General features: G+C 68.7%; 9 protein-coding genes and 3 pseudogenes. 1 reads left to right on the top strand and 11 read right to left on the bottom strand.

Features of this window, described 5'->3' with window-relative positions; translation table 11 throughout:
• Positions 1-16: 16 nt before the first annotated feature.
• Positions 17-704 (top strand): annotated as a pseudogene (locus OG990_RS15790) (IS6 family transposase).
• A 70-nt stretch (positions 705-774) separates the two neighbouring features.
• On the opposite strand, the gene OG990_RS15785 reads toward OG990_RS15790, so the two are convergent.
• The 11 genes and pseudogenes from OG990_RS15785 to OG990_RS15735 all read right to left on the bottom strand — a co-directional run bounded on the left by OG990_RS15785 (position 775) and on the right by OG990_RS15735 (position 21,002).
• Positions 775-1,182 (bottom strand): DUF2267 domain-containing protein, encoded by a 408-nt coding sequence (locus tag OG990_RS15785; protein WP_386990252.1) that lies wholly within the window; start codon positions 1,180-1,182, stop codon positions 775-777.
• Between the two features lie 69 nt (positions 1,183-1,251).
• Positions 1,252-3,123, bottom strand: a complete 1,872-nt coding sequence (locus OG990_RS15780; protein WP_406081764.1) for a transketolase — start codon at positions 3,121-3,123, stop codon at positions 1,252-1,254.
• A gap of 326 nt (positions 3,124-3,449) precedes the next feature.
• A complete protein-coding gene (locus tag OG990_RS15775) occupies positions 3,450-4,112 on the bottom strand; it encodes a hypothetical protein (RefSeq protein WP_406081196.1) in 663 nt (220 codons plus the stop codon).
• A gap of 144 nt (positions 4,113-4,256) precedes the next feature.
• Complete coding sequence (locus OG990_RS15770; RefSeq protein ID WP_406081195.1) at positions 4,257-4,442, bottom strand: hypothetical protein; 186 nt, start codon at positions 4,440-4,442, stop codon at positions 4,257-4,259.
• Between the two features lie 7 nt (positions 4,443-4,449).
• Positions 4,450-4,719: pseudogene (locus OG990_RS15765) on the bottom strand (plasmid pRiA4b ORF-3 family protein); the annotation flags it as partial.
• Between the two features lie 25 nt (positions 4,720-4,744).
• Positions 4,745-4,966: pseudogene (locus OG990_RS15760) on the bottom strand (helicase-associated domain-containing protein); the annotation flags it as partial.
• Between the two features lie 114 nt (positions 4,967-5,080).
• The gene (locus tag OG990_RS15755; protein WP_406081194.1) at positions 5,081-6,964 is read right to left on the bottom strand and encodes a hypothetical protein; all 1,884 of its coding nucleotides are present in this window, start codon (positions 6,962-6,964) and stop codon (positions 5,081-5,083) included.
• A 37-nt stretch (positions 6,965-7,001) separates the two neighbouring features.
• The gene (locus OG990_RS15750) at positions 7,002-11,936 is read right to left on the bottom strand and encodes a hypothetical protein (RefSeq protein WP_406081192.1); all 4,935 of its coding nucleotides are present in this window, start codon (positions 11,934-11,936) and stop codon (positions 7,002-7,004) included.
• Positions 11,933-15,100, bottom strand: coding sequence for a hypothetical protein (locus OG990_RS15745; RefSeq protein WP_406081191.1), 3,168 nt, complete (start codon positions 15,098-15,100; stop codon positions 11,933-11,935). Before OG990_RS15745 ends, OG990_RS15750 begins: the two co-directional genes overlap by 4 nt.
• The gene (locus OG990_RS15740) at positions 15,097-18,540 is read right to left on the bottom strand and encodes a DUF6603 domain-containing protein (protein WP_406081190.1); all 3,444 of its coding nucleotides are present in this window, start codon (positions 18,538-18,540) and stop codon (positions 15,097-15,099) included. Before OG990_RS15740 ends, OG990_RS15745 begins: the two co-directional genes overlap by 4 nt.
• Complete coding sequence (locus tag OG990_RS15735; RefSeq protein WP_406081189.1) at positions 18,537-21,002, bottom strand: hypothetical protein; 2,466 nt, start codon at positions 21,000-21,002, stop codon at positions 18,537-18,539. Before OG990_RS15735 ends, OG990_RS15740 begins: the two co-directional genes overlap by 4 nt.
• Positions 21,003-21,130: the final 128 nt, after the last annotated feature.

Below are 21,130 nucleotides of genomic sequence, written 5' to 3'. Positions count from 1 at the left end.
CCGGCCTGACTCGTGGCTGCCTCCGACGTCCGCGTTCGCGGGCTTCCGGTTCCCGCCTGAGGTGATCGTGGTCGCGGTCCACTAGTATCTGCGGTTCAACCTGTCCTATCGCGACGTTGAGGAACTGCTGGCCAAACGTGGGGTCGAGTTCGATCACGTCACGGTCTACCGGTGGGTCCAGCGGTTCACGCCGCTGTTGCCCGACGCCGCCCGCTTCTGCCGGCACTCACCTGGCGACAGGTGGTTCGTTGATGAGACGTATGTCAAGGTGAACGGTGTGTGGCGGTACGCGTACCGGGCGGTCGGCCAGGACGGGCAGGTCATCGATGTGCTGGTTTCGGCCCGCCGCGACGCCGGCGCGGCCCGGCGATTCTTCCGACGAGCGCTGTCGACGTTGAAGGTGACACCCGGCGAGGTCGTCACCGACGCCGCGCCGGTCTACCCGGCGTGCTCGACGAGCTGATCCCGTCCGCGTGGCACCACGTCGAACGGTACGCGAACAACGCGATCGAGGCTGATCACAGCCAGCTCAAACAGCGGTGGAGACCGATCCGCGGGCTACGAACGGACAAGACAGCACAGGTAATCATCGCCGGACACGCGTTCATGCAGAACCTCCGACGCGGCCACTACGAACTCGCCGTCGACGCCCGCCCGCTTCGCGGGTCGCCGCTGCGTTCACCGAACTCGCCCAAGCGATCTGATGTGAACCGCGGGGCCTGGACCCGGGTTCAACACGTCCGCCGATCCGATAACGCAACGGCGCCGCCGGCCCTACGTGCCAATCCGGCGGGGTTCGAGCCGGGTGGCCGCCGGCCCCGTCAGCTGCCAGAACTCCTTCGGCAACTGGGCGATGGAGTCCTCGTACTCCTTCGCGCTGACCGCGTCCCGCAGCGTGTCCAACACGGCGCGCACCCCGTCGGTCGCCGTCTGGAACTCCACCGCGGCGCGTTGCTGCACCCGCTCGAAGAACTCGGGAAGCCCGAACGGTTCGGCCTCCTCGTCGGGCTTGCGTAGGTCTCCCCGCAGCCCCTCGGGGAGCTGCACGGCGAGATCCCGTGCCTGGCCGCCGCTGAGCCGCTCCGCCAACGTCGCGAGCGTGGCACGGGTGATCGGCTCGGCCAGCGTCGGTGACATCTTCGGTCGCGTCGACACCGACTGGATGAACTCCGCGTACTTCACCTCGAACCCCCTCCTGCCGCGAATGCTGCGTCTACCCGCGCGTCCACGGGTGAAACGGCGCCCGCCGCGTCATTGGCCGGGGGCCTCCGCGGCGCGTGCCGCCGCGACGATGGCGCTCACCCCGATCCCGGCCTGGTCCATCAGCTGGGTCGGGGTACCGGAGGTGGGGAGACCCCGTACCGCCAGGTGCTTCACCCGCACCGGCTCGGCGAGGTCGGCCAGGGACTCGAGGACCGCCGACCCCACGCCACCCTCCGGGTAGTGATCCTCGACCACCAGCAGCCGACCGCCGGTGGCCCGGACGGCGTCGAGCAACCGATCCTGGTCCAGCGGCTTGACCGAATACAGGTCGATGACCCGGGCCTTGATCCCCTCGCGCGCCAGCTCGTCGGCGGCGGCGAGGCAGTTGTGCACCGTCACCCCGGCGCCGATCAGCGCGACGTCGTCGTCGTCGCCGCCGCGGAGCAGTTTGCTGCCGCCGACCGGGAAGGCGTCCTCGTTGTCGTAGAGCACCGGGTACTTGCCTCGGGTGGTGCGCAGGTAGTTGACGCCCTTGCGGTCGACCATCTGCGCGACGAGGGCCGCGCAGGACACGGCGTCGCTGGGATACAGCACCGTCGACCCCTGCACGGCGCGCATGGCCGCCAGGTCCTCCAGCCCCATCTGCGAGGGACCGTCCGCCCCGATCTCCACCCCGCAGTGCGACCCGGACAGGGCGATGTCGGCCCGGGAGATGCCGGCCATCCGCACGAAGTCGTAGGCGCGGGAGAAGAACGCCGCGAAGGTCGCCGCGAAGGGCCGATAGCCGCGTACCTGCAGCCCGACCGCGGCGGCGACCAGTTGCTGTTCGGAGATGAACATCTCGAAGAACCGGTCGGGATACGCCTCGCCGAACTTGTCGGCGCGGGTGGAGTCGCTGACCTCACCGTCTAGGGCGACCACGTCCGGCCGCGAGCCCAGCGCGCGCAGCGCGTCACCGTACGCGTTCCGGGTGGCCACCTTCGCCCCCTTGTCGTACCGCGGCAGCGTGGGCGGCTCGCCGACGGGGGCGCCGGCGGGCGGGGCGGACTCGGGTTGCGGCCCGGTGACGCGGATCTGGCGTACCCCGCCGAGAGCCTCCACGGCCCGCTCGGCCATGTCGGGTTTCAGCGGCTTGCCGTGCCACCCGGGCTGGTTCTCGACCTCCGGCACCCCCTTGCCCTTGACCGTCCGGGCGAGCACCACGGTCGGACCCGTCGCCTGCCGCGCCCGGCCGAACGCCTCGTCGATCGCGGCCAGGTCGTGGCCGTCGATGACGAGCGCCTGGCAGCCGAACGCCTCGACCCGGCGGCGGTAGGTGTCCAGGTCCCATTCCAACTCGGTCGGACCCCGCTGCCCGAGCCGGTTGATGTCGACGATCGCGGTGAGGTTGCGCAGTCCGTAGTGGCCGGCCTTGTCCAGCGCCTCCCAGATGGAGCCCTCGGCCATCTCGCTGTCGCCGCACAGCGCCCACACGTGGAACGGCAGGTGGTCGAGGTACCGGCCGGCGAGCGCGATCCCGACCCCGACGGGCAGTCCCTGACCGAGCGACCCGGTGGCCACGTCGACCCAGGGCAGGGCCGGCGTGGGGTGTCCCTGCAGGCGCGACCCGAACTGGCGGTAGGTCTCGATCAACTCCTGATCGGTGATCGCGCCTACCGCCTTGAAGACCGCATACAGCAGCGGCGAGGCGTGGCCCTTGGAGAAGATCAGGTGGTCGTTGGTCCGACCGTGCGGGTCCGTCCACTGGTAACGCAGGTGCCGGGAGATCAGCACCGCGAGCAGGTCCGCGGCGGACAGACTCGAGGTCGGATGCCCCGATCCCGCCCTGGTGCTGCACCGGATCGCGTCCACTCGGAGCTGGGCGGCGAGTTCACCCAGTCGGGTGAGCTCCTCCGCGCGTAGGGTGCGCTCTGCTTCCATCGTCACCGGCATCGCCTCCGCAGATATCGTAGTCAGGAAAGACCCGCATTACCCGGTAACCGCCGATTTGCCAGGGGCAGAGCGGGCCGGCCACGACGACGCTGTTGCATTAAGCCATCGCGCCGTCTCGGCGCCGCAGATCTTCCCGTCACGAGGTTCCAGACGGGCGGAAGGGCGGCCATCGGTTGCTGGACAGGCTGCCAGTAGGACACCTTTTGTCCCGATCCTGTAGACCGAGTTGTGGGCCCCAAGCTCGATCTTGCAGGAAGTCTTGCGACAAGTGATCTTGACGATCCCTAACGCAACAGCGCCCGCGGGCTTCCCGGTCAGCTCGGGTAGCCCGTCCCCCGCGGCGGGGACTGCCAGCGCGTCGCGTCTGACTGCCAGGGCTCGTTCGTGGAATGGCTGCGCGGCGAATCGGTCCAGCGTGAACCGCCGGACATCACCGGCGCAGGTTCGTCGGACTTACCCGGCTTCGTCGGATCCTCACCCTGCTTCGTCGAGCCGAGCCCGTCCGCGCCGAGCGGGCGGTCCCGTTCCGATACCGGCGGATTGATCGTGTCCGGGACAACGATCGTCGGCTCATCGGCGTCCGACTGCGGCCAGCGCCGCCACCGCTGGACACTGGCGACCCCGACCAGGAGCAGCGAGCCCAGCAGCAGCGTCGTCCCGGTCCGTACGGGGGTAAGCAAGTCAATCTGGTAACCCGCCACGCTCAGCTTGTGACTGAGTAGGTCCAGCAGCCGTGCCGGGCTGAACAACAGGCCTGCGTAGCTGACCGTGTACGCAAGTCCGGTCAGCACCGAGCCGATCGGGGAGATCCGGACGGTGGCGATGAGCCCGAGGAGAAGGCCAGCAGCCGCCAGTACCAGCAACGGCTTCAGCAGAGCGTCAGGGTCGAGCGCATCACCACTGTCCTGCGCATCCGCGAACACCCGCAGGGACCGGCCCTGTCCAGCAGCGAGCAGGACCCAGGCCAGCGGACCCACGAAGAGCGCGGCGATTACGGTCTTGATGTGTCGCATTCGGGCAAGGTACCGAGCTTCCCTCGTAGATCGACAACCCGATAAGGAAAACTTAACTTGCCGTCAGGCAACATCGTCCGGCTAGCTGACGGTGTCGACGGTGGGCTGTCAGCGTGCGTAGCGCTCGGTGAGTTCCGCGCCGATCCGGGCGAGTTCCCGGCGACTGCTGGCGGGTAGCCGCTGGGCGTGCGCGACGAGTGCCACCACGATCCCCTCCACGCCCAGGCTCTGCGGCCGGGTTACCAGCGCGTCCAGGAATTCGCCGAGTGCCGCGCGGTGTCGACTGGTGCTCACGGCTGCCCTATCCGGCCGTTGCGCGGTGGTAACGGGCGGGATCGAAGCCCGCGCCGAGCGTCTCAACAGCGTCGTCGCGGTCTGGGCTGGCCGGGTCGGCCAGAGCGGCGAGCAGGTGTTGACACCAGGCAGCGCCGCCGACCTCTTCCGGCGGGCAGGCCCCACCGCCGTCGAGGAACGTGAACGCGTTGTCGGGGCCACCGGGCCGGATGTCGTCGACGGTGACGGTGTGCGTCCACTCGTCGCCGAAGTCGTAGACGTAGGTGAATCGGGCGCCGCGGTCGGTGGCGAGGGTCGGCGCACTCGATCAACCGGACCACGCCCAGGTTACGCAGCCTCCCGGTCCGCGCCTCGACGTCGGCGAGCAGCGTGGTTACCGGGTTGGGCAGCTCATGGGTGGCGCGGTCGGCGAGAAACTGGCGCAGCTGGTCGAGCCTGCGTCCGGCGTCCAAAGCGGTCAGCAGCGTCGCGTCACGCAGGGTCCAGACCCGGTCCGCGGTCTGCGCCACGTACGCGTCCAGCATCAGCCTGTCGGCCGGCGGCAGCTCCCCAATGACCAGGCCTCATATCAGTTGCAGTTCTTCATGGAGGACGATCATGTAGTGGAGAAGACTGACCTGCCTCGACCCTGCCAACACTCAATGCAGCGGCGCCGTTTGATCTCCTGCTGATGTTGACGTTGTGGTGAGCGGCTCGATCCGGTCCCAGGCGAGGCCGCTCGAGCCCTGACCCAGGCCGACCTGCTTGCGGCGGCCGAGCCAGGTGACGACCTGACCATCACTCCACCGGGTGCGCTGGTAGGTGCGGGTGAGGACCACGCCGGCCTTGGGCACTTCCTCCTCGTGGACGAAGTAGGGCCGGCGCGCAGTCTCGTCCAGCCCGGGGCGAAGGAACGAGCCGCGCGGCTCCACAGGCGCCTCCAGCGCGCCCGGGATCAGGCGCGGCATGGCCGCCCGCTGCAGGCGGACGTCCCGACTCGAGCCGGGGTTGTGGACCGGGATGAAGGGAATCCAGTTCTCCGGGACGCCGCGGCCGAGTTTGTACTGAATCAGCGCGCCGGTGTCGAGCCTGGGTGGCTCGACGTGGGGCAGCCCAAGCGAGACCAGATGCCGCTCCAGGGCCTTGGCGGCCTCGAAGCCGTTCGCGCCTCCGCCGGCCAGCGCCGGGATGGTCTGCTCGACGCCCCAGACCATGTTGGCCATCTCATCCCGCGCCAGGATGACTTTTTCGAGCGGCGCGCTCTCCTGCAGTTTCCCCACCGCGGGAGGCAGGAACAGTCGCTCCAACACCCGGCCCTCACGGTGCAGGCTCAGGTCGTACATTCCCCAGCGCGTCCGCTCCGCGCCGTCAGGCTGCCCGGCTGCGCGGACCAGGGTCCTCGCCCCAAAGACGTCTTTGACGACTACCCCAAACACCTCGCTGAGCGTGCCGATCGGGAGCACATAGGGCACGAGGCTCCAGTCGTTGCCGAACACCAGTCCAAACTCCGCCAGCACCAGCGTCGCCAGGTCGGTGGTGCTGGGCTTCAAATCACCCAAATCGGTCCTGCGATCCTCGAACTCCCACCAGCGCGCGGCCGGCATTCCCCCGAAGACGATCGGGCTGGGGACGAAGCTCAGCGGCGGCTGGACCTCTACGACCGCAGGCGGGATCTCCGCCCCATTCGCGTCGGAGAGGCCGACCGACTGAGCGTCCACGTCGAAGGCATACCAGTCCAGATGCCCCTGGGCGTACTGCTCGGCCACCAGCACGGTCTGGCGCTCACCAGCCACGGCGGCGGGGGCGGAGCAGGCGAACTGATACTCCAGATAGCCGGGCGACCATGTGACCGGGTCGCCGGTCTCGGACTGGCTGTAGGTCCGCCTGAACCAGTCCACGAACCTCTGGCCCGCGTCGCCCAGCGCCTGGCGCGTGTCCGGGTCCGGCACGGCGGCTGCCAGCCATGCGGCGTGCTCGTCGGGGACGGCCTTGATGGCCTCATACAGCTTTCCGCCGTCTGGCATGCGCCTTTGCAGGGCGTGCAGGGTCGACCAGGACTGCGGGTCACTGCGCAGGTGCGCCTCGGCCTCGCTACCGGCGGGCGGGTCGTCGAACGGGTATTGCCCTAGATAGAGGGCCTTGAAGTCGCCGAGCGCGGCGATGAGTTTGAGCCAGTGGCGGCCCAGCTGGGCGCGCGTCATCAGGTCGAGGGGGATGGGCTCGCGCTCGACCTGGGCCTCCAGCGGTAGGCGCTCGTCGTAGGCGATGGCGGGCCCATCGAGCCCGGCGAAGCGGTTCACCCGGGCGGTCGCAAGCTGGACCTTGGCTTCCACCGCCGAGCCTGCGTCTTCCCCGTCGAACTCGCCGAACTGCCACTGACGGCAGATCATCCACAGCGGGTCGCGCACCTCCGCTCGCAGGCTGCGGTCGAAGTCGTGGCCGCGCGGCCGGCCCTCCAGCCTGTTCCAGGTGGTGATGCTGGGGAAGAAGACCTCGGAGAGAAACAGTGCCTTGGTGGCGCGCGGAATCGGAATCTGTGGCACAGGCCCTCCTTCGCGTGTCTGCGCCAGATGTGCCCGGCTATTCCCGGATCGCCGTCTGGTGGATCAGATCGGTGGAGATGGTGGCGAAGCGGCGGGTGGTGACGGCCGAGAGCACCGCCGGCAACAGGTGGCCAAGCGCAGTGCTCCCGAGCTGGTCTGGCTCGACGGCCCGCTGTCTCACGCGCTCCAGGGTGTCGTTGAGGATTCCCTCCAGCTTGCCCCACGTCCACTGTCCGGTGATCTGTGGCGTGACGGCAAGCAGCAGGACCTGCGGCGGCTCGGTGCTGGGCTGGTTGTAATGCACAGCGATGCCGGTGGTCTCGACCTTGCCGGGTATCACCTCGCTCCATTCGTCGACGAGAAGGCCGCTCTGCTGGGCGGCCGGGTCGAAGCCGCTCGCCGGCAGGCACTGCACGAGCGACACGAACTCGCCTTGCGGGTAGAACACCCCTGGCTGGCCGATCTGCTCCGGCCGGACGGGAGGAAACTCGACCGCCACCCAATGGTCTCCGGCGCGGAAGGGAAGCTGCAGCGGCTTGAGGATGCCGCCCGGGGTTGCGAACAGCTCGCTGAGGATGAGGACCTGCTCGAGGTCGCCCATGCTTTGGCGGGCCCGGGCCACCCCTTGTAGCCACTCGTCGACGAGCAGGGGGTTCTCGTGATGGAACCGGGTCAGGCCTTGGTCGGGCGGCGCATCGCGGAAGGCGGCGGCGGCCTGGACCTCGCTCAGCGCGCTGAGCGAGAAGCGCGGCACAAGGTTGAACGACGGCCCGAAGAGCTCCTGTGCGGCCTGGCGGTAGTCGGCGAGGCGTTCGCTGGGTGGCCGGCTGGCGTCGGCCGCGGAGGTCCGCGCCGCAGTCGCTAGCACCAGCCTCGCATGGCCGATCTTCAGCAGACGCAGTCCCTGGTCGCCCAGGGTCTGGCGGGCGCGGTCCGAGTCGCCCGCCGCGCCGAGCGGTACGGCGTCGGGCAGGCCGAAACGTGCCAGAGCCAGGATGAAGCCTCGCACGGTATCCGCGACGATGGCGCCCACCACCGGGTCCCCGTTGACGTCCACGGGGATGGCGGTGGCCAGGTCTGCCAAGGCCGTGTCGAACCGACCGATGGCCGTCTGCAGACGGCCATCGAGCTCGTCCAGGTCGTAGCCCTGAGGGTTGAGGTTCTCCGCCGGGTTGGTGTTCGCTTCGGAGGGCAGGCGGAAATCGAGGGCCGAGAGCGGGCGGGCGGTGGTGACCAGATTCCGCAGGCGGCGCAGCAGCGGCAGAAGTTGGAACAGGTTGGCGCTTGCCGGATCGGCAGGCTCGGCCATGAACTCGAACGTGACCTGCAGGTCGTCGTCGTGCTGGTCCACGCGGATGGCGGAGGCCAGGCGCTTCTCCAGTTCCGTCTCCTGGCTCAAAATCTCATCCCCCGCCAGCAGGACCAGGTCGATGGGCTGAAGCCCCAAGCCGGCCAAGCTCTGCTCGTGCGGAGGGTGCCCCTCCCAACTCACCTTAACGACGATGCGGTCGGGCGCGGGGAGGTGCTCGCCCAGCCAGCGGTTCAGGCCCGGTTCGACCCGCGCCCGCTCGGTTGGTGCCCCCGGCCAGGACCCAGGTCCCGTTTCGCCCGGCAGGTGCAGCGCTACGCGCTGGGTGATAGCGAGGCCGCTGCGCGGGGTTCGAGCGATCTCGGGTTCGGGCGGCAGCCCGCCCTCGGCGAGAGTCTTGATCGAGGCCGCGGCCCGTTCGAAGTTGCCCTCGGTCACCTGGAAGACGCCTTCCGCCAGGAGGAGGTCGGCGATGGCGTCGAGGCTGTCGGCCAGGCGGGCGACCTCGGCCTGGACGGCAACCGCGTGTGGCGAGGCTGAGTCGGCGGGCAGGCCCTCGACGCCGAATGGATAGGCCACCGGGGTGGCCCGTAGGAAGGCGGCTTCGACCAGGGCGTAACCGTCCAGCACATTGCGAGATTCCTTGGTCTCGATGGGGCTGCCGCTCTCGTCAGGCGTGATCTTGTCGGCCAGCAGCGGGTACTGAACCCGGAAGAGGGGGAGGTACTGGTTGAGGGACGGGTCGTCATACCGATCATGCAGGCCGCGCTCGAACTGGTAGCCCAGCAGCGCGCCAAGCTCCTGGCCGTTGCGGACCCCTTCGATGAAGGACAGCGCGGTCCGCACCCGATCCGAAGACAGGTTGACCGCCATCTTCTCCGGGCGGGCCGGGTCGAAATGGGTGAGGTAGGCGCCGCGCAGTACCGCCGCCGCCACGGCGTGGTTGAGCGACGGCGCGTGGATGAAGCCGCCATTGTCGGGCTGCTCGAACAGGTCGCCGTCGCTCGTCGGGTCGTAAAGGGTGACCGGGATTCCGGTGGTGTCGGCCTTCTGCTGAGACGGGCCCGGGCGCAGGTCCTCCAGCCAGCCGAAGGCGCCCAGATAGAGACCCGTGCGGCGCAGCGAATCGGGCGGGGCTTCGCCGTCGCCGGGGCCCTCGTTCCCCGAAACGAAGCGCTGCAACTCCAGACGGCGGGCGAAGAAGCCCATCTGCCAGGCGTCCAGCCGGTACGAGCACAGGTCCAGGTGCTCGACGAGGATTCGCTCCAGGCGCGCGGTCGGCAGGTCCACCAGGTCCGCGAGCGCGGCGCGCACGGCCTCGATGGTGAGGGCTTCGGGCTGACCGTGACCGTCGGGGGTCAACAGCCAGGCGCCCACCGGCAGGTTGGCCTGCGACAGGGCAGGCAGGACATGGCCGACCTCGGCGTCCAACAGCTCCCATCGGGTGACCGTCCGGTCCTGCGTGACGTTCGCGATCTCGACCTCCCGGCGGGCGGTGAGAGGAAGCACGTCGAACCGGGCGTACAGGCGCGTCGCCGCATCGTGGACCGAGAGCAGCAGCGCAGAGCGCAGCAGGCGGTAGAGCAGGGGGCGGGGCACCGGCTGGTCTTCGCCGGACAGGTGTCGAAGGCGCTGCTGCTTCAGGTCGTCATAGGCGCTGTGGGCAAGCCAGCCCAGGTAACTGCTTTCGGTGAAGCCATCCGGGTTCGCGGGGTCGGGGATGCGATAAGCCTTCTTGAGCAGCTTCGTCTCCGACAGCTTCTCGGTCTCGTCCGCTGCGACGTCGTCCACCAGCGGGTCGAGGATCTGGTCGTGGTCCACGAAGAAGGCCAGGTCGAACAGTCGCGGCGGCGGGTCGAGGGGCAGCCCCAGCTCCTGCAGCAGCGCCAGGGCCTGGCGGCGGATGTTCTCCATGAGGGCCGGGCCGTAGAACCTGCCAGGGGTGAAGGCGTAGAAGTTCCAGATCGTCTCTTTCCCGGTCGCGTGCCGGCGATAGAACTCGATCGAGGCCGCGTTCAGGCCCAGGGCGCGCAAGAAGTCCTGATCCGGGTCGGCGGTTGCGCCGATTCGGGAAGCGCTCGCGGCTAGCTGCCGCCAGGTCTCCTGCAAGCGGCGGATCACCCCGAGCATCCCGTTCAGGAATCCAGGCTGGCGGCCCAACTCGCGCTCGGACCACTGCCAGGCGGAAAAATCGGAGCTCAGGAGCACCCCGTAGGGCTGGCGACCCACCCGCACCGCCGGCAGCGGGCCGCGCCCGGTGACGTAGCCGGTGAAGAAATCCCGTACGCGGGCGATGAGGCCCAGGTCCAGGTCCAGCATCTCCTCTAGGTAATAGCCAAGCGTGGCGGGGAAGAGGGCGGTGTTGAACCGCCGGGCCTCGCGCAGGTCGCGCCCCCCGGCGCCGTCTAGCCGCTGCAAGGGGGCGTAGCCGATGCCGAGCGCCTCGGCCAGCCGTTGGGCGTCCGTCTTCTCGTGTGGCTGACCGGTCGGCTCGAAAGCGGGCGGGCCGACCTCGAGGGCGAAGCTCTCGGCCGGGTCGGGGCCCGCGCTCGAAAAGCCGGAACCTTTCCCGTCGGCGTTGTTGGTGGGCGTCCCCTGCGGCAGCAGGCTCATTCCGTCGGCGGCGTAGTGGTGGTTGTCGAACAGCTCCTCCAGCAGGTCTTGGCCGGCGACCGCGTCGGACGACAGCCGTAGGCCGAGCACGAGCAGGCGGTCCAACCCGCGCTCTGCGGCGGTCGCATCAAGCGGGATTCGCAGGCCCATGCCCTTCGCGACCGCCTGATCGAAATCGCCGACCCAGGCAAAGTCCGCGCCGGTCTGGAGCTCGCCGCCCGTCTGCCGATATTCGGCCTCCAACCGGAGCGGGTCGGGACCGAGGACGAGCGGGTCGGGCACCGGCGCGCCGGCCTGCCGGAAGACTCGCTCGCCCCCGATGTAACCCATCACCACGAATCGGTCGGGCATGACGGTTGAGCACGGCGCCCGGCTCCAGCTCTCCGACTTGAGGCTCTGCGGGTCGACGGCCGGGAAGCTCAGGTCGTCGGCCGAGGACACGTCCAGCGTTTCGGGACGGGTCTGGGCCGCGATCCAGGCCGCCCGACGGCTGTCCGACGAGCGGGCCAGCTTCGCCCATGCTCCCTGCTCGAGCGCCTGCCGGGTAGGTTGGTCCGTCTCACGCGAGGCCGTCCACATCTCGCGCCAGAAGGCATGGCCGTCGCTCACCTCCGCGGCGGTCAGCTCCTTCTCGTGGGTGTGCACCGCGATGTCGTCGGGGAAGATGCGCACCCACAGTTCCCTGCCCGCCGCGCCCGGCATGAAGCGCGCCTCGACCCGCACCGGCAGGAGCAGGAACGGCAGGTCGTCGGGGAGCTGCTCGACCAGGTCCCAGGGGGACTCGGGGATCGACTGCCAGAGGCGATGGAATTCCTCCTTCGCCGCTGCGGCGGCCCGCTCGCCGTCAGCCCGTGCGGCTTGCAGCCGCTCGAGCTCTGCCTGAATGGCTCGCGCCTCCTGCTCGCCGGCTTGGCCCCGACGCAGGACGTGCTCGAGCCGGTTCTGCCCGCCACGCAGCCGCCGGCGCAGTTCGGCCAGGTTCTCTTCGGCGCTGGCCAGCGCCTGCCGGGCGGCCGCGGCGCCCTGTCGAAGCTCGCCGAGATCAGTCATACCAGCATCCGCTCCGCGTGCACGGCCACCATCACCGGCACCTGGTAGAGGATGTACGCCATGTCGGCCGCGTTGACGCCCCACTGGATGGCGTCGTCGGCGACGGTCGTGATGTTGGTGGTCGGGACGGTGGTCAGATCGATGAGGCCGATCTGCGCGGGGTCACCCAGGTGGTTCCAGGACAGGTCCGTCCATCGGGTCGGGGTGGGCGGCGTCGTGTCGTGGATATCGAGCCCGAAGCGCGGCTCGCCGGGCCGCTCCTGGATCACGAAGAACCAGCCGGGGTCGCCGTCTTCCGGCTCGATCGACCCCTTGGCCTGTGAGGCCGTTAGGTCGAACCCGATGAAGCGCAGGTCGGGCAGGACCTCGGCCTTGAAGATCGGCTCCAGGAGGTTCACATCGGGGTCGCTCTCGTTCAACACCCGGATCATCCGCCGGGGCAGGACGGGATCGTCGGGGTCTTCGACCCACTTCGCCTTCTGGGCGTAGAGGATGGCGCTCGGATAGCGCTTGAGTAGGTCGCCGCGGATCACCAGCACCAGGCGCGACTCGCCCGGCTCGCTCCCGGTGGGCAGCGGCTTGTTCTCGTGCGTTCCCAGGTCGGTGGATGGTCCCCACTCGTGCAGTGGCTTGAAGTCGCGCAACTGCCGGGCGCGGGTCGCGGGATCCACCCGCCTGTCGCGGCTGGCCCTTTCGGCCGGCTCCCAGAACAGCAGGAAGCTGCTCGGGCGCAGGTCGGTCGGATACTCGCGCCACAGCAGCTCGCGGGCGAACTCGTGGTTCAGGCCAACGACGTACGCCTCGATGAAGCGCGGGTTGGTCTCCAGCAGCGTGATGGTGTTGTTGGGGATCAGGTGCAGGTTCGGGATGAGCAGCTCGCTGGAGAGATCGCGCAGCGGCCGGTACATCGGCTCGTTGAGCACGGGGTGAGCCATGACCGGCACGATGGTGCCGGTCGGCTTGAGATACGTGAAGGTCGGCGGGATGGCAATCAGGCTCAAGGCCCGGCGCGGGATCGCCGTGACCGGATTGAGGGCCTGCTCCACGACGGCCGCCGCGCGGTCGAAGTCGAGCGGCGGGCCGATGGTCTTGACCGGCAGCGGGCTCTCGAATCGCGCGTTCACGTCGACCAGCGCCTGGCGGAAGCGAGCGGCTTCGGGGCTGTCGGACGAGCCGCTGCGGCCGATGCCCGGAGGCAACCGGTTGCCCGGCTCGGTGAGCACGAACCCGGGCCGGGGTGGGATCGCCTGCACGGCCGCGACCGTGCGGTTCTGGTTGCCGAGGCGCGTGGCGGCTTCCAGGCGGCCGCGCAGATACTCGATCACGCCGAGCGCTGCGAGTCCCAGCAGGGTTACCGGCAGCCCGAGCCCGAGGGTGACGACAGAGAACAGGAGCAGCAGCACAGCCGCCGTCACCATCGCCGCGCGCAGCGGTTTCCACAGCAACACCGCGCGAAGCCAGCCGGGCAGCGGGAACGGCAGCAGGGATCGGGCTACCCCCTCGAGCAGGATCTCCTTCTCCGGCGCCCGCTTGGGCGGGGCCGCGGTGATTCCGCCGGGGGTGTTCATGCGCGAAAGCATGGCCCCCGGCCTGCCACGCTGCTGGGGAAAGGCCTTGCGCATCAGCGCGCCGCGCGGCCGCGTCATCCGGCGAAAGGCAGGGTCGAGGGAGGCGGCTGGCAGGCGGCTCTTTTCCACCTGACGGGCGACGGTCGTCGGGCTTCCCAGAACCCGGCGGTGGACCTGGGCGGTCACCGCCAGCTTCTGGTCCCGACCAAGGGGCTTCAAGAAGCGTTCGAGTACGCGGGCGCCCGCCGTTATCGAGACCTGGAACTGGCGGATCTTCTGGTTGGCGGCCAGCACGTCGCCGAGCTGCTGCCAGGCCTTCTGCATGTAGTCTTCCTGGTTGGCCTGGATCACCTGGGTGCCGAGGCCGGCCGGAACGCGCAGGCGCGGATCCCGGTTGAGTTCGTTGGCCCAGCCGGGGTCATCGACGTGCAGGTGGCTCTGCAGGGCGTGCCAGCGCCCGTACAGCGGCGGGCTGATGACCGGGTCGGGGTGCTCTCCGCCATCGGCCGGGGGCTGGAGCGCGTCTTCCTGCAGGTTCACCCTGGCGGCCAACTCAGTCAGGAAAGCGGGGTGGGGTGCAGGCGGCCACTCGGCCGGGCGGGTTCGGGCCTGCGGGCTCTTCAGCGCGCCTTCAAGCCCCATGACGGCCGAATCGCCCGGCGCGTCTCGCATGCCGGGCACGCCGAAGCCCGGGGCCTGCATATCCATACCCCGGATGCCCACCCGCTCGTCCACGCGGCGCGGCTCGAGCAGGTTGACGAGGTACTCGAAGTCGCCGCGCCTGGCGGTGCGGAAGAACCAGCGGTAGTAGACCGGATACTCGGTCTGCCCGTTCCCCCATGAAGGGGCAAGGGCATCCTGCCCGACGGTGGGCAGCGCCAAGCCGGCCAGCCGCCCGATCTCGAAGGCCGGGATCACGAAGGCGTGGTAGGCCGTATCCTCCTTGAGCTTGCGCGGGCAGACCAGCCGCGACAGGGCGGAATCGGGGTTGGCGTGCACCAGGCTCTTGAGAGCGACGACGGTCTGCTGCGGGGTGTTGGCCCCCGCATTGGTGATGTCGCGGGAGACGTGGACGTGCGCCCATGCCCAGGCCTGGTCCGCCGGAGGGAACACCGCGTTCGGGTCGCCGGTTAGTGTGATGCCCGCCAGCGGCGCGCCTGGCGGCCGACCTTCGGTGAATTCGGTCTCATCCAAGGCGAGCAGGAAGATCCACGGGCGCAGCTTGCTCTGGCCGTTGTCGGTCACCGGGCCACCGGCCGCGTCGACTCGCACTGCACTGGCCGGGGTGTACCGCCAGGGGAAGTCCTCGTCGTAGAAGTCGATGGCGGCCAGGTAGTTCGGCTCGTAGTCGGTGACCCAGTTGCGCGGCTCTGTCCGGACCACTGCCTGTGGGTGGATTCCGATCACGTCGCCGGGGCCGAGAAGGAGAACGTCGTTGGTGGCGAAATCGGCCTGGTTGTTGACGTTGAGGGAGATGCGCACCTCGGCGCGTTCGGCGGGCCCGCCAGGACCCAGCGTATCGGGCTGTCGAATCTGCGCGGCGATTCCCTGGCGCAGCCAGGGTAGGAACGTGTAGGCGGCGATCGGGTCGCTCATGACCGGTTCACCTCGAAGGCGGGGACGACCAGGATCTCGTTGGCCAGGCCCGGCTGCTGGCGCAGCATCTGCTCCAGCAGGGCATTCGCCGCGGCCTCGGAAGCGTGGAAAGCTGCGGTGGGCACCGGGCTCAGGTCACGCGCGAAGACCACCGCGAACTCTTCCTGCCGGAGATTGACTTCGCCGGGGGCGTCGGCGGGCTTGGCCTTCCTGGCATGCGAGAGGGGCGACCTGGCCACGGCGCCACCGACCGACCAGGCCTCGAAGGACAGCGGTTCGACCTGGAACAGGTCGAACCACGGCGCCAGGGCGCGCTGGTCGTCCTTGTAGAACAGCTCGTACTCCACCAGTCGGAGCGCCGCGTAGTCCGATTTCAGTTCCTCAGAGGCCTGGATGCGGACCCCGGCGTCGTATTTCTCGAACGACTTGCCGGTCAGCTTCTGGGTATCCGAACGCTCGAAGAACTGAGCCGGGGCAAAGTCTTCTCTGGCCGCCGCCGTCCCCAGCGACGCCGCGTCGCCCGCCGGTCCGACGGTCACTTCCTGGATGCGGAAGTGGGTGGCGTCGGCTGGCGTCTGGGCCCCGAACTTCTGGACCTCGACGTTGAGGGGGACGACCTTTTGCGAGATCGTCAGCACGCCGGCTGGCGAGACCACCGGGGGGCCGCCCGGATCGATCTGCTTGAGGGTCACCATCAGGTTCTTGTCGGGCGCCAGCGACGCCTGCCAGTTGCCCGGGTCGGACAGGGCGGCCCGCAGCAGCGGCAATACGGCGATGTCGTCGAGCCGCGTGTCGCGCTGTTCGCCCCAGGTGCGGTCGAAGCGCACCGTGATGGAGAGGAACCAACAGATCTTCAGGGTCGCCTTGCCGTGGGCGTGCCAAGGGGTGGGCCCTTCCAGGGTGAACGCGAGCGAGATGGAGGCGATGGTGGACGAGCCCGCCCGCAACGCCAGCATGGCGCCGATGTCGGCGATGAAGTAGAAGGGGTTGAACTGGAACAGGACGTCGAACGACAGGAAGCCGTAGACGCTGAACGAGCCAGCCGCGGCGTACAACTCCAGCCGGGCACCGAACTGGACGGTGTTCGAGGTCAGGGCGAAATACGTCTCCAGGGTGAGGCGCGGGTTGTCGGCGTCAAGCAGCTGCAGGGTGATGCGCCGAATCTGGGGCAGGTCGAGGGGCGGGGGCTGATAGAGCGGGTGGAAGCCGCCCACCGTGAGCAGGAAGTTGGCGTCCCCGAACCACTTCAGGCGCACCGCCATGTCGCCGGACAGGGGGAAGCTCAGCAGGCGTGAATCGAAGATCGACGCGTCGAAGGCGAGTGTCCCGGCCTCGAAGTCGATCACGCCCAGGAAGTTGACCTGCAGCTGGAGGATGCGGGCCTTCTCGTCGGGGAGGACCATGCGCACGATGCCGAGGATCAGCAAACGGACCGGGTTGGGCAGCTCGACGATCAGCCCCAGGTCGATCGTGATCAGGGTGGGCGTGCCCCACTCGATGCGCGCCATCGGGCCGAGGACGAACCGGCCGGGCGTGGGGGGGAAGACCTGCCGCATGTCCGACAGGATGCGGTTGGCGTTGGCGACCACGTCCTCGGGGAACAGGATCGAGTCGAGGGTGCCGTCCCGCAACCCGCTGCGGAGGCGCTCGACCATTACTGAGCGGTTGAACCCCAGCAGCCCGCCCACTCCCGTCAGCGTGAACCCGAAGCCGAGCTGGACGGGTGGGAACTCGGCCGTGATGATGACAATGAGCGAGAAGCCGGGCTGGCCGCCAGGCAGGATGGTGTTCAGCAGGCCGACTGCCTTGAGCGCCAGGGTGCCCTGGAATTCCAGCTCGAGCAGCCCGGAGTACTCGCCCTTCTCGACGTCGAACCGGAGGAAGCCGCCGCCGGTGAACCCGCCGCCGCTGATCGCCAGCCCCACCCCGTCGGGCGATTGGAGGCCGACCCCCACGTCAAATGGGCCGGCGTTACCGTCCTCAAAGAGCAGTTCCAACTGGATGCCGATGCCCTGGACGGTGGCAGTCAGCGGCCCGAGCTGGCCGGTCAGGTTGGCGCCGAGCCGGGTCCGCAGGCGCGGCCCGGCGTCGGGCGGAAGGTAGAGCCGGATCTGCACGGCTTCGACCAGGATCGGGCCGAGCTCCAGGTGAGAGGGAAGCTCGACCTCGAATCCGCCCCCGCCCTTGAAGCGGAGGCCGCGGGTGCTCGACCACTCCACGCCGAGCGGGATGTCCACCCGCTTCTCGCCGTCCCCCAGCAGGTCGCGTACGAAGCTGTCCCCTTCGCCGGCCGCCAGCACCAGCGCCAGGCCGCGGACGTCTGCTGCCATGATCAGCTCAAGCTGACCCGAGAGGTAGTTCGCCTGCAGGCCAGCCTCCGCGCCCGACACCTCGAGGCGGGTGGCGCCCGCCGAGCCCAGCAGGAGAACGCTGCTCGGAGGGTGGAAATCGAAGGAGAGGCCGAAGCCGGCGCGCGGAAGCTCCTGCCCCGGCATGAAGGGGTACTTGACGCTGATCCCGTCCGGGCGGACCAGGATGCCAAAGCGGGAGGCGATGTCGCTGCCGGCGCGGATCTTCAGGTCCAGGTCCTGAGCGAGCCGCAGGGTCAACGGCAGCTCGGAGGGCACGTCCGGCTCGATCACCAGGCCCGGCAGGCTGGCCCCCGCGGCCGGAAGCTCCCGCATGACGAAGGCAAATTCCCGGCGGGTCCCGGCGATTGTGAGGTAGTAGAAGGGGAGCCGCAGCACGACGCTCGTCCCATGGAGCGGGTCGTCGAAGATGCCGCTGTACTCGCGGGTCAACTCCTCCTCGGCATTGCGCAGAGCGGCCGGCAGGCGGAAGGCGACCAGCAACTCGGCCGAGTGCTCGAGGATGCGGATGTAGTTCAAGTCGGAGGTGCCCCAGCCGTAGACACCCTTGATCAGCGAGAGCGGATCGGCGGCGATCTGCGGGATCCGGTCCCATCTGAAATGGGCCCGCATGAAGGCCGGGCGGCCCGAGCCCGAGGGGACGCTTTCAAGCTGGATCACGTCCATGGCCTGGAACAGGTTGTAAGCCGCGGGGAGGCTGGTGGCCAGGTACTCCGTCCACAGCAACTCGAACAGTCGCTCGCCGATCTCGGCCAGGAACGTCGCGGCGTCGACCCCGGCCGGCGCGACCGAGAGGGACTGGATCGCGTCGTACACATCTTTGACCTGGCCCAACAGCGCCAGCACCTCCTCGGGGGAGGGCTCGTCGGCCAGGGCCTCCAGGGTCTGCACGGCCGCTTCGACCCGCGCGCCCAGGGCGGTGTATTCGGGCGGCAGGGACGTGACCCCCCAGCCCAGCCGCAGCATGAACTGCTTGAAGGCGTCGGGGCCGGAGACCGCCTGCTGAAGCGGCCTGAGCGCCAGGGTCAGGTGGCGGGCGATCAGCTCGAGGGTGCTGGCGTTGTCGCTCATCGCAGCGGGTAGAAGTCGTCGTACTGGAGGTCGATCTGGAAGTGTTTGAAGGGATCGATGATCTCCACCAGGACATAACGGCAGACGGCGCAGAACTCTAGGCTGTCTAACGCCGTGCCGTGCATCATGCAGGTGCCAGCCGGATGGAAGATGCCGCAGGACTTGGTGCCTCCCCCGTGGTACAGGCCGACGATGCGGGGCTTCTCGCTGAAGCAGATGGGCAGGTTGACCCCGTTCAGGATCGGGTCCTGCACCGCTTTCATGGCCTCGGCCGGGTCGCACGGGTCGGGGGTGAGCGGCCTATGGTTGGTTGTGATGAAATCTTTGATGTGCTTGGCCACGAGTCCCGCAAACGGATAGGTCTCTGAGCGGACCGAGTCGGGCGCGAGCGCCGGCATGTAGAGCACGTCGCCCTCGAGGAACGTCAGGTCCGGGTTGATCGCGCCGACCACGGTCACCTCGTCGGCCGAGCGCGGCTCGTCGATCTCTAGGACGGTGGTCCGGCCGTCCGGCGCCCTCAAGACGGTCTCGATAGGGTTCTTCCTGAGCGGATTGGGGTAGTCGCGCTTGCGCAGGACGACCTTGTCGCCAACGGCGAACTGTGCGCCCTGCCCGGGCTGGAGCTTCACATTCCAGCGGTTCGCGCCGGTCGACGTGACCAGGTCGCGCACCAGGGCCCCCTTGCGGGCCCGAAGCCAGTTCCACTTGATCTGTTCGCCGTCGAGCTGGCCGCCGGTCTGGGCGTCGGTCTCCACCTGAAGGTTGCCGTACCTGTCCAGGTCGGCTGCCGAGCCGGTGAAAGCGTCCTCCGCGAGGGCATATTCATCGCCCAGCCCATAGGAGTGGGCGATCTCATGCAACGCCCGGCCACTGCGCAGGCTGCTGACGGAGTTCGGGATGCTGGGCGGGTCCCAGTGGTAGGCACCCGTTCCGCTGACAATGGACAGGCCGCGCAGCTCTGCGGAGTCCTCGACATTCATGGCGATATAGCCGTCGTGGTTTATGCCGCGATCCCATTTGCAGCTTGAGAGGACAAAGACGTAGTCGTAGTTGGTGGGCCGGTTGCCGTCCTGGCTGGCGGCCCACAGAGCCGTCAGGTCGTGGCCCTGGTCGCCGCGCAGGGTTGTGAGGAAGCGATCCAGCCGGTCGCGGTCCAGGCGGTAGGGGTGGAAGGCGATGAACTCGTCGTCGCTCTCGCTGTTGACGCGCGGCGGGTTCCCGTACGCCATGCCCAGGGTTGTGTCCTTCTCCTCCACCAGGCTGCGGTTGCCCAGCTGGCGCCAGCGGTTGATCAGTGAGTCGGTGGCGTGCGGAGCGGGATCGGGGTGATACAAGGCGGTCCAGTCGGTCTTGATGTCCGCGTTGGTCCGGGCCGTGTTGGAGGGTAGGTCGGTCGAGACCGGCAGACCGGCCGCGTAGATGAGGTGCTCCAGGCGCCATTCCCCGGCGTCGGGCGGTCTCTCCGGGTTGGGGACCATGAAGCCTCGCCGCTTCTCGTCCACGCCCGTCGTGTACACCTCGCAGCGAATCGAGATGCCGCGCACGCTGGAGGGTACGAAGACCTGCCAGAAATTCATCGAGGTCGCGAGCAGGTCGAACGGGGTGGTTAGGTGGCTGGTCTTGAAGCGGTGAACGAGAGAGACGGCAAGTTGCTCGAAGGTGCCGGAATCAGCGGGGGTGAAGCCGTCGCCAATGAACAGGAAGTTCGGGACGACGGCGGGGTTGATAAAGCCCGGCCAGCCCCCGCCCGGCACGATGCTGGCGAAGTTGGTGCTGTTCCAGGGCTCAACCAGATGGACGTCTCCGCTCGCCGAGCCGCCGCCCAAAGCGGCCGGCAGGGTGGCGGTGAGGGTGATCGTATCCGGAGGGGAATCGAAGAGGGTGAGGAAGATCCGCCCGGTGCCCGCGTGGACGTTGGCATCCGGTCCCCAGGTGACACCGTGGCTTTCGGTCAGGTCGCCCACCACCCCGTCGTCGAACCGGGCCCGAACCGAAAACTTGTAGTCGGTCTCGTCCGGACGGTTCGCACCGTCAGGGCGGATGGTCAGGCTGGGCGGGGTCAGCCAGACCTGGGCGACCGACTCGTGAATGTGGAAGCGGATGGGCAGGTGATACTGCGTGCCGTCGGCGTTGTTGGTGACGTCGGCCACCAGGATGAAGTTGCGCAGGTGGAGCGGAGGCAGGAGGTCTTCGACCCGGACGACGCCGGTGATCCTGTTGACCCGGACTCCGGCGCCGCGGAAGCTGTCGCCCGTCAGCACGCCCTGGATCAACGGCCTGAACGTCAGGCTCACATCGTGGGCGTTCGTCGGATCAACCAGGTATTGCCGGGCCCAGACGATAGTGTCGTCCATCCTCCTGAAGGCCAGGTGGCTGGCGCTCAGGTCCGGCCCCGTCTGGCCCCTCAGCACATGCAGGTCCAGATCTTTTGTGCGTGACCAGGAAGCGAATTTGATCGGCACGCGCGACGCCTCCTTAACGCAGGCGGCCCCGCCACAAGTCCGACGGTTCAGTCTGATTGTCGGTCGATTGGCGTGGCGGCGCCAGCAGGTCTTGTCCGAGTGTGCTCATCACGCGGGGGTGATCTTCC

Origin of the sequence: Micromonospora sp. NBC_00858 (genome assembly GCF_045207365.1) — a bacterium.
GTDB lineage: Bacteria > Actinomycetota > Actinomycetes > Mycobacteriales > Micromonosporaceae > Micromonospora.
Note: the sequence above shows the minus strand (reverse complement) of the source record. Positions and strands in the feature narration are given on the sequence as shown.